The organism is Streptomyces sp. NBC_00885, assembly GCF_045207475.1.
Classification (GTDB): Bacteria; Actinomycetota; Actinomycetes; order Streptomycetales; family Streptomycetaceae; genus Streptomyces.
In genome coordinates this window covers 7,754,465-7,766,758 of the sequence record NZ_CP108796.1, presented here as the reverse complement: position 1 = coordinate 7,766,758, position 12,294 = coordinate 7,754,465, and the positions used below count along the sequence as shown (strand labels likewise).

Below are 12,294 nucleotides of genomic sequence, written 5' to 3'. Positions count from 1 at the left end.
AAACCGATGGCTGAGTTCCAGATCAACGCCCATCGCTTCGACCCCTACAAGAATTTCAAGTTCCTGGTCCTCTGGGACGGTCGAACGGTCGCGGGCATCAGCAAGATCAGTCCCCTCAAGCGCACCACCGAGGTGGTCAAGCACCGCCACGGCGGTGACCCGAGCTCTCCGCGCAAGTCGCCGGGCCGCTCCGAGTTCGAGGGCGTCACGCTCGAGCGCGGGGTCACCCACGACGCGGAGTTCGACCGCTGGGCCAACAAGGTCTGGCAGGTCGGGGCCGGGCTCGGTTCGGAGGTCTCGCTGCGGGACTTCCGCAAGGACATCATCATCCAGGTCCTCAACGAGGCCGGGCAGGTGGCTGTCTCGCACAAGCTCTACCGGGCCTGGGTGAGCGAGTACCAGGTGCTCGGCGAGCTGGACGCCAACGCCAACGCCGTCGCGATCCAGAGCGTCAAGCTCGAGTGCGAGGGCTGGGAGCGGGATTACGAGGTGGAGGAGCCGGTCGAGCCCTCGTTCACCCATCCCGCCTGAACGACATCTGTGCACCGGAGGAATGAGGGATGACGCCGACGGGGCCGGCCGAGCTGCTCGCCACCTGGGAGGCCGGGCTCGCGCAGCACGACTCGGGAAGGTCTCTGCTGCTGCACCGGGCGGCCCGCCCGGGGGCCGGCACCGACGCGTTGCTGTCGATGCCGGTCGGCGAGCGGGAGGCTGATCTGTTCGCGCTGCGCCGGGCGTTGTTCGGCGAGCGCATGCAGGTGCGGGTGGAGTGCGCGGCATGCGGCGAGGCCATGGAGTTCGACCTCGACGCGACGCTGTTCGGCACCCGGACCAGGACACCGGACGGGCCGCTGCGGGTGGAGGAGGGCGAGTGGGCGATCGAGTTCCGGCTGCCCACCGTCGCCGACCTCGCGGCGGCCGGCGCCGTGCCGGACCCGGACGAGGCCCGTCGGCTGCTCATGGCGCGCTGCACTGTTTCGGCGCTGCGGAACGGGGAGGTGGTTGTGGCCGATCGGCTGGCCGCACTGCTGCCCGAGGGCGTACAGCGACGGCTGGCCGAGCTGGCGGAGCAAGCCGATCCGGCGGCCGACGTGACGCTGAACGTCGCCTGCCCCGAGTGCGGTGAGGCCACACCGGCCGAGCTGGACATCACCTCCTATCTGTGGACCGAACTCGACACCTGGGCGCGGGACTTGATGCTCGACGTCCATCTGCTCGCCACCGCCTACGGGTGGAGCGAGCCGGCGATTCTGGCGCTCAGCCCGCTGCGGCGTCGTTACTACCTGGAGCTGTGCGCAGATGCCTGACTACTTCGACCGGCTGCTCGCCCGGTACACACCGGTGCCCGCGGCCGGCAGTGGCACGGCGCGGGTCCGGCCGCGGCTGCCCGGCCCGTTCGAACGGGTCGAGGCGCTGCGGAGCGGGCCACCGGAACCCGACCAGCCGGCGGCGCTGATCCCGTCGGCGCCCCAGCCTGCCTTCGGACCGTCCGAGTTGGTGCGGCACGAGCGCGAGGTGCGGACGGATCGCGAGACGGTCGTACGGACCGAGGCCGCGGCCGCGGCGGGCGAGACAGAGCGGCGGGCGGTGCAGACCGTGCAGAGTCCGGGGCCGTTGCTGCGGCCTGCCGTGCCCGCGCCCGTGGCACCGCGCCGGGCCGCCTCGGAAGTTCCGCGTGCCGGGAGGCGAGGGGCTTCGACCGAGGTGACCGAGGCACCGGGCACGCAGGCTGCCCCCGAGCCCCGGGCCACGGAAGCGGCCCCCCGGGCCGCCTCGGCACCGGCCCGGCCGCGCGGCGCCGATACGGCCGCGGCCCGCGGTGCGGCGCTGAGCGGAGTGGGACGGCGCGCGCCGCGGCCCGCCGAACGCGTCGTGCACGTACAGATCGGACGGCTGGAGGTGAGCGCGGCCCCGCCGCCCGGCGCGAGCCGCCCCGCCGGCGGCCGCCCCGAGCACACCGGACGGCGCACACCCGCGCTGACGCTGGACGACTATCTGTCACGCGGCGAGAAGAGGGACTGAGGTCATGAGCAACGCACTCGCCATCGCGACGGTCACCCAGGCACTGGCCCTGCTGATCGATCACAACCTGAGCCCCGAGATGGACATCGCGGTCAAGGTCGAGACCCGTAAACCACCGGCCGAACCGCCCACCGAGCCGACGATCAACGTCTTCCTGTACCAGGTCACACCGAACCCCTCGATGCGCCACACCGACCTGCCGACGCGCGCCTCGGACGGCACGCTCCTCAAGCGGCCCGCCGCCGCGCTGGACCTGCACTTTCTGATCAGTGCGTACGGGGAGGAGGCGGAGCTGGTCGGACAGCGGCTGATCGGCTGCGTGGTGCGGACACTGCACGAAATCCCGGTGCTGCCGAAGGAGTTGATCGAGCTCGCGGCGGAGCGGCCGTATCTGGCCGGCAGCGATCTGGCCGAGTCGCCGCAGAAGGTGCGGTTCACGCCGACGGTGATGGACATCGACGAGACGTCGAAGCTGTGGGGGATGCTCCACCAGACCCCGTACACCCTGTCGGTGGCGTACCAGGCGTCGCTGGTCCTGATCGAGGGCCGCGAGAGGCCGGTGCCGGCGAAGCCCGTGGAGCGGCGGACGGTGAAGGTGCTGCCGTTCGGGGCACCGGGCGCGCCGGTGCCGCCGGGGGGTGGGTCGCCGGCATCCGCATCCGAGCCGCCGACCGAGCCGGAGCCTGCGCCTGACGCGGAACCCGAGGCGGCTGTGCCTGTGCGGAAGCGGGCCGCGACGAAGGCCACCAAGGCTGCCGCGAAGCCGGTCGCGAAACGGGCCGCCCCCGCTCGTGCCCGTAAAGGCACCGAAGCGGACGCAGACGGCAAGGAGAGCTGAGGCACGGTGCGCGACACGGGGGCGGGTGAGGGCATGGGCACGTTCGACGGGAAGGCTGGGTCCACCACGGCGGACGGGCGTGCGTTGTTCGCGGCGGTACGGTCCGTGCTCACCCGTATCGACGCCCATGCGGCCCGGGCGCAGGGACGGCCGGGCCGCGGAGAGAGCCCTGCGGCGGATGCGGCGGATGAGCCCGGAAGGCAGGGCGGTGACCCGGGCGCCGCGCCCCTTCCGCGGAGCGAACTCGCGGCCCAAGGCAGCGCCCCCACCGCCGCAGCCGGAGGCGAACCGGCAGCCCAGGGCCGTCTCGCAGCCGCCCCCGGCGTGCGCGGCCCCGCCACGCTCGACTCGCTCGTCGCCTGCTTCGGGCTCAGCCCCTTCGAGCGTGACGTCGTCCTGCTGGCCGCCGCCGCGGAGCTCGACCCCACGACCGGTGGACGGTGTGCGGCCGCGAGCGGAGACCCCGAGCGCGCCCACCCCACCTTCTCGCTCGCCCTGGCCGCGCTCGACGGCGCCCACTGGAGCGCGCTGACCCCCGTCGCCCCGCTGCGCCGCTGGCGGCTCGTCGAGCTGGAGGACGAGACCCGGCTGACGACCTCCCGGCTGCGGCTGGACGAGCGCATCCTGCACTTCCTCGTCGGCTCGCCCTATCTGGACTCCCGGTTGCACGGACTGCTGCGCCGTGCGCCCGCACCGGAGTCCCTGCCCGCCTCCTACGATCTGGCGGCGAGTCAGGTCGCCGCGGGCTGGGCGGGAGCCGGAGCGCATGCTCCGCTGCGGGTCGAGCTGGTCGGCGGCGATCTGCGGACCCGTGCCGACATCGCCGCTGCGGCGGCCCGCCGTTCGGGGCTCGGGCTCTATGCCATGGCCGCCGACGACATGCCCACCGATCCGGCCGAGCGCGACCGCCTGGCACGGCTGTGGCAGCGCGAGGCGATCATGCTGCCTGCCGCCCTGCTCGTCGAGGTCGGCGAGCTCGACCGCGACCAGGCCGCGGCGACGGACGCGTTCATCGAGAGCGCGGCCGTTCCGCTCGTCGTCTCCAGCCTCGATCCCCGGCAGACTGCCCGGCCGCGGGGCGAGCGCGTGACCGTGCCCCCGCTGGACAGCGATGAGCAACTGGGCGTGTGGGCCAACGCGTTCGCGGAGGTACCGGAGGTGAGCGAGGAGGATCTGCGGGATCTCGTCGAGCAGTTCTCGCTGCCGCCGCATCTGATCCGGTCCGCCGGCGCGGCCGTCGTACGGGATCTGCCGGGCGAGGACGAACTGGACGCCACCGCTCTTGCCTGGCGGGCCGGGCTCACCGAGGCCCGGATGGGCATGGACGAGCTGGGCCGGCGGATCGAGCCGGGGGCGGCGTGGGGCGATCTGGTGCTGGCCGAGCGGCAGTTGCGGATTCTGCGCGAGATCGTCGCGCATGTGCGTCAGCGCTCGACCGTGTACCAGGAGTGGGGCTTCGCCGAGACGCTGCGCCGTGGGCTGGGCGTCACCGCGCTCTTCGCGGGCGGCTCCGGCACCGGAAAGACCCTGGCTGCCGAGGTCATGGCCAAGGAGCTGGGCCTGGACCTGTTCATCATCGATCTCTCGCAGGTCGTCAGCAAGTACATCGGCGAGACCGAGAAGAACCTCCGCAAGGTCTTCGACGCTGCCGAACGCGGCGGCGCGCTGCTGCTGTTCGACGAGGCAGACGCGCTCTTCGGCAAGCGCAGCGAGGTCAAGGACAGCCATGACCGGTACGCCAACCTCGAGGTCAGCTATCTGCTGATGCGGATGGAGGCGTACCGCGGGCTCGCGATCCTCACCACGAACATGAAGCAGGCCCTTGACACGGCGTTCATGCGCCGTATCCGCTTCGTCGTCGACTTCCCCTTCCCCGGTGAGAGCGAGCGCGCCGAGATCTGGCGGCGAGTGCTGCCCGCTCGGGCACCGATGAAGGGCATCGATCCCGAGCAGCTCGCCCGGTTGACGGTGGCGGGCGGCTCGATCCGCAATATCGCGCTGTCGGGCGCCTTCCTCGCGGCGGAGGAGGGCGACCGGCTCCAGATGCGTCACATGCTGGAGGCGGCGCGTACCGAATACCTCAAGCTGGACCGCTCCTTGACGCCCTCGGAGGTCCACGGATGGGTCTGAACGAGGCACGGCGCGAGGCACCGCGCGAAGCTCCACGCGAGGCACCGCGCCCCGCGGAGCGCACGATCCGCGTGGACATCGGCGAGCTGGTGCTCGATGGGTTCGAGCGGCTGGACCCCGACCGGGTGTCGGCCGCCTTCCAGGCGGAGCTGGCCCGGCTCGTACGGGAGCGGGGCGTGCCGCTGGCCGCCGACGGCGGCCGGGCTCTCGACGGACTGTCGGGGCTGCCGCCGCTGCCCTCGACCATCTCGCCGGGGCGACTGGGCGAGGCGCTGGCGCGTGCCGTGCACGCGGGACTTTCGGGGCGGGGTGAGCCGCGATGAGTACGTCACATGCCCAGGACGCGCAGACGGCGCAGGCCGAACGGCGGCGCAAGCGCAAGGAGCGCGCCAAGTCCCGTACGCCGGAGCCGAAGAACATCGTCAGCGGGGCCGGACAGCCGCTCGACCTGAGCGTACGGCGGGAGCTGGAGGAGCAGCTCGGCCACGACTTCAGCCGGGTGCGCCTGCACACCGACCGGGACGCCGGGCAGCTCACCGAGATGCTGGGCGCGGACGCGGTGGCGGTCGGTCAGGACATCTTCTTCCGCGAGGGAACCTACCGTCCGGGTACTGCGGACGGGCAGCGGCTGCTGGCCCATGAGCTGCTGCACACGGTGCAGAACCCGGACGGTCTGGGCGCGTTGCGCGCCGGCCGCGACCTGGGTGCGGTGAGCCTGCCGCACCAGGCGATGGAGCGCGAGGCGGAATCGGCGGCGCAGGCTCTCGTACGGGGCGAGGAGCAGGCCCCCGAGGTGGAGCCGGAACAGTCGACGCCCGGCTGGCTGCGCTACGCCACGGTCGACGCCGACCGGTCCCGGATGGAACAGCTGGACCCCGCAACGCTGGTGGACCGTCTGGCGAACGGTGTGCTGCGCTCCCTCCGCGGCGACCCGGCGGATCTGTCAGGTCGCGTACGCCTCCAACTCGGCCGGATGTCACCGCAGTTGCAGGACTCGGTGCTGGACCGGCTGGAAGTGCGGCTGCTCTCCAACGAGTACGACCGGCTGCTCGACCTCGCCGAGGAGTCCGAGACCGGGCCCGTCGACCTCCAGCCTGCCGAGGTGCCGGAACCGGAGACCGATCTCTTCGAGCTCCTGGGTGTCGAGCGCACCCAGTGGAAGCGCAAGGAGGAAGGCGGCCGGGGCGCGAAGGACAAGCGGGCCGAGGACTCCCGCGAGGAGCAGAAGGACGCCAGGGCGCGCGACGATAAGCGCGGCGGCGACCGGAGCAGGGCACAGTCGGACGCAGCGGCCGAGAAGGAGGAGGCCGCCCGGCGCACGGAGCAGGAGGACGAACGCGCCCAGTCCCGGCAGCAGGCCGCACAGGAACAGCAGCAGGAAGGAGAGAAGCAGGACCAGGACCGGCAGCGGGTCGACGAGGCCGCGGACGAGCGCGCGCAGGGCCGGGCGGTCGGCGCCGAGCAGACCAAGGAGGAGCGCAAGGAACAGCGCGACCGGGAGGAGCAGGACCCGGAGCAGGCGAATGCCCCCGGCGCCGACAAGCGCAAGCGCAAGGACGACGCGAAGAAGCCGGCGGACGGCTCGAAGCAGGAGAACCTTGACCCGAAGGCGAAGGGGCAGCCCGGTCCCGTACGCCCGGAGAAGGTGGACGAGCGGGCGGAGCAGCGGGACAGCGCGCTGTCCGAGCACGGGCTGCACGAGAAGGACGAGGACGAGGACGAGCCGCGCGAGGAGGAGAAGCCGCTCGGGCTCGAGGCGGGCGCGGACGGTGAGATCGGCGGCGAGCAGGACGATGACCGGGGCGGTGCCGCCAAGGGTGGGCCGGAGCTGAAGCCCGAGGACTATCTGCCGGACGCCGATCTGGATCTTTCCTCAGTACCGACCGCAGACCAGATGACACCTGGTGCTGCGGAGCCGTCCGTCCCCACGTTCCCGGCACCGCCGCCGACCAAGGCGGAACGGGTCGAGCAGCAGAGGGAGAACGAGGCCACCGAGGAGGACGAGGAATCCGCCGGGCCCGAGGCGAAGGCGCCGGGCGAGGACGTGGGTCCGGTCGAGGGCGAGGCGCCGAAGCCCGAGGGCGGGCCCGCGGCCGAGGCTCAGGACCGCAGCGCGAAGGACCTGCAACCGGAGAAGCCGACCGATCAGGAGGTCGGCCCCGACCCGGAGACCACCGAGAAGGACCAGCAGGAGCCCGAGGCCGAGAAGACGGACCCCGCGCAACAGCAGGACCAGGACGACAGGGCCGGGGACTCCGGCGAAGGCGACGAAAGGCCTGACGCCAAGGATGCGCAGGACGAGCAGCAGGAGCTGAAGGAGCGCGGGCAACAGGAACAGCGAGGCGAACAGGGGCAGCCGCAGGGAGCTGCCGCGCCGGACCCGTCGCCCGGCCCGGCGGCGATGAGGCCCGCGGGTGCGCAAACTCAGAAGGCTCCCGCCGAGGACCGAAACCCCTCCCCCGCAGCGCGGCGTGACGCCGAGCCGCCCAAGTCCGAGCGGGAAGCGGCCGGCCCCAAGAGCCGGATCCCCAAGGAAGCCGGCCCCGGTGCGGCTCCCCGTGGAACGGTCGGCGGCGGCGAGCAGGCCGGTCCGACGGCCGCGGCGGGACCTGGCGCTGCCCCCTCCGCGGCACAGCCGGCGGTCAGCCCGGCCGGCGAACAGACCGACAGCCCCGGCAGGATGGGCGCGCCCGCACCGGAAGGTGCCCAGGCTGCTCCGGAGGCGTCGCTGGAGAAGGACGGCGGCGGTTGCGCCCCTCCGGAGCCCGCGGCGGAGAAGGAGGAGGGCGGCGGCAGTTGCGGTGGCGGCGGTGGGGCCGCTCCCGAGGAGAAGCAGGAGGAGCCGCCGGACGTCTCGGGCCAGGATCCGAAGGCAGCCATCGGTACGGTCAGCAAGCTGGCGCCGGACCAGGCCGCGGCCGCCATGCCTGGTGTGGACGCCGCCGCGGACAAGAAGATCGGCGAGGAGCAGCAGCGGCTCGACGCCAACCCGCCGAAGCGGGAACGCCCTTCGGGTGCCCCGCGCACCCAGTCGGGCCCGCCCGAGGCGGCCGCTCCGGCCGCCCAGGTGACCGGCAAGGTCGAGAAGCTCGGGCCCGAGGACCGGGTCGAGAAGCAGAAGGCCAAGGGCAGCGAGAAGGCGGAGGGCGCGAAGCCCACCGACAACACTCCCCCGCCGCCGGCCCCGGTGGCGGACAAACTGACCGCCGAAGAGGCGAAGAACGTCGATGCCGCGGCCGACGCCGTCCCGACCGTCGACCCGGAACTGCAGAACAAGACAGTCGGCCCGGCCCCCAAGATCAGGCTTGAGGGCGAGAGCGACCCGAAGCGCACGGACGACCAGGCCAAGGCGCTCAAGGAGAAGCAGTCCGACATCCAGAGCACGGGCCGCGAGGACGCGGCCAAGCCGATGGGCGAGGACCAGATCTTCCCCGACGCGCCCCAGGAGCAGTTGGTCGGCGAGGCCACGGGCGGTCGACGGCGAGGCGGCGGAGGCGATCTGAAGGCCGGGTCCGCGCCCAAGCCCGGCGTCGGCGCGGTCGCCAAGCAGGAGCGCGGCAGCGAGATCCAGGGAGCCGCCGGCCAGGCCCAGGGCGACCTCGTCACCAAGGAGAAGGAACAGCAGCAGGGCGAGCAGCAGGCCAAGCAGGAGAAGCAGACCGAGATCGACCGCGAGGTCGCCCAGAACGCGGAGAAGCAGACGGCCGAGCGCGGCCGAGCGGCAGAGGACGCCCAGCGCGAGCGCGAGAACTGGCGCACCGAGCAGGACCAGAAGATCGAGGACGCGGACAAGAAGTCCGAGAAGGAACACACCGAGAAGAACAAGGAAATCGTCAAGGCCCGCGACGACAAGGACAAGGAGGTCAGCGACCGCAAGGACAAGGACAACGCTCAGATCGACACGGAGCGCGAGAAGGCGGAGAAGGAGGCCGAGAAGAAGAAGGAGGAGGAGAAGCCCTCCGGAGGCTTCTTCGGCTGGGTCGCCGACAAGGTGAAGAGCGCCTTCAACGCGATCCTCGACGCGGTCACCAAGGTCTTCGACGCGGCGCGCAAGCTCGTCAACGGCATCATCGACACGTTCAAGGAGTGGGCCAACAAGGCCATCGACTTCGTACGTGACCTCGCCATCAGCGCGATCAATGTGCTGGCGGACGCGCTGATCGCCATCGGGGACGTGCTGCTCGCGGCCTTCCCGGAGCTGCGGGACAAGTTCCGCAAGGCGATCGAGGGCCTGCGCGACAAGGCGATCGCGGGGGTCAACGCGCTGGCGGACGGCCTGAAGAAGGCGGTCAACGCGCTGCTCGACGCGCTGGCGGCGGGCCTGAACGCGCTGCTCGACGTCCTTGAAGCGGGCATCAAGGCCGTCATCAAGATCTATCAGGCGGTCATCCTCGGCGCGATCAAGTTCGCCCAGGCGGCGATCGAGGCGCTGGGCAAGTTCGCCGCGCTGGTGGCGGACATCGCCCCGGACCCGGGCGGCTGGATCGGCAAGGCGGGAAGCTCGGCGAAGTCCGGTATCCAGGACCACCTCTGGGGCGCGATCAAGACCGGTGTGAAGCGGTGGTTCGACACGAAGGTCGAGGGCATCCTCGGCCTGGGCAAGGCCGTCATCAATGTCCTGGTGAAGGGCTGCGTCTCGATCAAACAGATCGGGAAGATGGCGTGGGACGCGATCATCGCGTCGCTGCCGATGATGATCGCGTCGCTCGTGATCGAGAAGGTCGTCTCGATGATCGTCCCGGCGGCGGGCGCGATCCTCACGATCGTCCAGGGCCTGATGGCGGCCTGGCAGAGCATCAGCTCGATCCTCTCCGCCTTCAGTAAGTTCTGGGCCTACTTGAAGGCCGTCAAGGCGGGACCTGCGGCGTGCCTGTTCGCGGAGGCGGTGGCCGCGGGCGTTGTCGCGCTGCTGGACTTCATCGCCAACTTCCTTCTGCAACGCCTCGGTTCTGCGACCAAGGGTGTCGGCAAGCGCCTCAAGGCGATGGCCGAGACGATCATGAAGGGCCTGAAGAAGACGGGCAAGGGCGCGAAGAAGGCGGCCGGCGAGGCGGTCAACAAGGCGCGCGGCGCGATCCGGAACGCCAAGCAGACCCTGCGCAAGCCGGCCGTGTCCCCCAAGCCGAAGGCGAAGCCTTCCCCGAACCCGAAGGCCCCGCCGAAACCGAAGGACACGGCGACGCCGAAGTCTCCTGCGAAGCCGGAGCCGACACCGGCGAAGCCGAAGGACACGACACCGGGGCCGTCGAAGGACAAGACTCCGGGCGGCCAGAAGGACAGCACCCCTCAGACTCCCAAGAAGAAGAGGGAAATCGAGGGTCCGAAGCCGACCAAGCCCAAGAAGCCGAAGTCTCCTTTGGGGAACGCCCTGGGCAGGGCGAAGAAGGCCGTCAAGTCAGCCCTGACGAAGGTCCGCAACGCGGCGAAGACGCTGGGCAAGAAGCTCAAGAAGAGCAAGCCGGGCAAGGCGCTGAAGAACAGCGCGTCGAAGCTGCGCAACGTCTTCAAGAAGAAGCGCGACCAGCTGCGCGACAACAAGAAGAACCAGCAGGACCAGAAGAAGCAGAACCAGGACAAGCGCAATAAAGACGAGAAATCCAAGGAGTCCAAGGAGGCGCGCCTCCAAAAGATCGCCTCGCGGATCCGCCCACGGGTCGACAAAATGTTGCGCCGCGGGGTGAATCGACCCGTTCTTCGAGCGACGCTTCTTGCGATGCGTACTTGGTACCGACTGTCAAAACTCGACGCGTCCGATGCCAACAGATTTGAGATCGAGGCGACGCTCAACCCACGCGAGAAACTGAGCGATGGAACACGGAAGCACATTGAGGCGGTAGTTAAAGCCAGCGGAACGAAGAAGCAGGAGATCGAAGCAGAGCTCGGCATCAGGGATATCGACGATTGGATGTTCTTCAAGGGAAACGATTCGGAGGACAAATTCGTCGAAAAATTCGAGGGTCGATTCAATGCCCTAGTGAGCGAGATGGACCGCGAAAACGCAGATCCACATACTCTAGTGGCAAAAAACGCAGAAAGGAAAGTCCAGGAAGCCTTACGGACCATACCCAAGAATACAACGGACATCCAAAACTCCGACTGGGCCAAGGGTAAGAGCCCTCAATTCATCAGGAATATCGTCAACCTGCATCAGCTCTCAGAAGCCCAGAAAAAGAAGAAAGCGGGTCGAGGCGTCGGCGACTCACGCCCGGCACCCGGGCAGAATCGTGAGGACGCACTACCCGTCGTCGTCACGTACGAGCCCGGAATGTCGAAGTTGCATTTCGCCAAGAAGGCGCTCGAACTCATGCGATGGAGCAGTGAGGACGACGTCACAAAGGCACCCTTCAAGGCGCCTTCGCCCCAAGGCGATCGCCGGGACTCCAGAATAACCAACACATACTTGGCGGCAATCAGAACAGCGATCGGCGATGAATTCGCCAAGGACGAGGAAGACTCGAAAGAGAAGGCAGATGACAAGAGGAGCATGCGCGAGAAGGCAATAGCAGAGACCAGGAAGAGCCAAGCAGACCACCGAAGGGACCTTCAGGGCGCCGGCGAAGACGCGTGGGAGAATCTCGGAATGCTTCAAGAGGCAGTAAACCAGCGCACGAACAATCAGATGAGCCCGAAGATCCAGACCCTGAAGGACGGGCAATTCATTCGATTTATTATTACGTGGTGGGAGGACGGGGATACACAACGAAATGAACGCAAGTAGGTGCTAGAATCGCGAGGCCCCCATCCAGATGAGCAGAGGCAGTCGATGGCAACACGTGAAGAACTGATCAACACATTCGGCGAGAGCAATGTAGTCACTGCCGATCGTCAGGTCGACAGTTCAGTCAAGTTTTCACCGCAGGACTCGGAAATTCTTTTCGCGGTAGGCTTGCCCGCTCGCGTACCGGGCGTCTTTCAATTGGCCACCAAGGAGACTCCGCAAGCATTTACAATTATCCCGGTCCAATCAGGGGAGAGTCGGCTGAATCTGCTGTGCATCGGCGCCCCAAATTATGAAACCGGCCTGCGCTATTGCCTGGATCTGGAGCATGGATTCACGCTCCTTGTCGACCTTGAAGACGGGGAAGTCGAGGTAGTTAATGAATCGCTGCCGAAATTCTTGGAGTTCCTCTTTCGCGTCGAGCGATTCACCTTCTTTAAAGCCAACTCTACGAAACAGCAGGCAAAGGAACATCTCCATCTACTAAGGGATTACTTGAAACTTCTCGACTCCCATGCCCTTCATGACCCGACGGGCTGGTGGTCAATGATTTTCGACCAGGGTCTGTAATCTGAATCAGTGAAAC

At 68.8% G+C, this 12,294-nt stretch carries 8 protein-coding genes; all 8 read left to right on the top strand.

Annotated features, from left to right (window positions below; all coding sequences use genetic code 11):
* The first annotated feature begins 6 nt into the window (after nucleotides 1-6).
* From OHA61_RS35415 to OHA61_RS35380, 8 genes are read left to right on the top strand one after another with little or no spacing between them, the layout of a single operon-like run.
* Nucleotides 7-531: a phage tail protein gene (locus OHA61_RS35415; protein ID WP_266487762.1), complete on the top strand. Its 525-nt coding sequence runs from the start codon at nucleotides 7-9 to the stop codon at nucleotides 529-531.
* Nucleotides 532-560: 29 nt separating this feature from the next.
* On the top strand, nucleotides 561-1,307 hold the full coding sequence (locus OHA61_RS35410; protein WP_406306461.1) for a hypothetical protein: 747 nt from the start codon (nucleotides 561-563) through the stop codon (nucleotides 1,305-1,307).
* Nucleotides 1,300-2,022: a hypothetical protein gene (locus tag OHA61_RS35405; protein WP_406306460.1), complete on the top strand. Its 723-nt coding sequence runs from the start codon at nucleotides 1,300-1,302 to the stop codon at nucleotides 2,020-2,022. The genes OHA61_RS35410 and OHA61_RS35405 overlap by 8 nt, the downstream gene beginning before the upstream one ends.
* A gap of 4 nt (nucleotides 2,023-2,026) precedes the next feature.
* Nucleotides 2,027-2,860, top strand: coding sequence for a DUF4255 domain-containing protein (locus OHA61_RS35400; RefSeq protein ID WP_406306459.1), 834 nt, complete (start codon nucleotides 2,027-2,029; stop codon nucleotides 2,858-2,860).
* Nucleotides 2,861-2,893: 33 nt separating this feature from the next.
* Nucleotides 2,894-4,990 (top strand): AAA family ATPase, encoded by a 2,097-nt coding sequence (locus tag OHA61_RS35395; protein WP_406307587.1) that lies wholly within the window; start codon nucleotides 2,894-2,896, stop codon nucleotides 4,988-4,990.
* On the top strand, nucleotides 4,981-5,313 hold the full coding sequence (locus tag OHA61_RS35390) for a hypothetical protein (protein WP_406306458.1): 333 nt from the start codon (nucleotides 4,981-4,983) through the stop codon (nucleotides 5,311-5,313). Before OHA61_RS35395 ends, OHA61_RS35390 begins: the two co-directional genes overlap by 10 nt.
* A complete protein-coding gene (locus OHA61_RS35385) occupies nucleotides 5,310-11,708 on the top strand; it encodes a DUF4157 domain-containing protein (RefSeq protein ID WP_406306457.1) in 6,399 nt (2,132 codons plus the stop codon). Before OHA61_RS35390 ends, OHA61_RS35385 begins: the two co-directional genes overlap by 4 nt.
* A gap of 45 nt (nucleotides 11,709-11,753) precedes the next feature.
* Nucleotides 11,754-12,278, top strand: a complete 525-nt coding sequence (locus OHA61_RS35380) for an SUKH-4 family immunity protein (RefSeq protein ID WP_406306456.1) — start codon at nucleotides 11,754-11,756, stop codon at nucleotides 12,276-12,278.
* Nucleotides 12,279-12,294 lie beyond the last annotated feature (16 nt).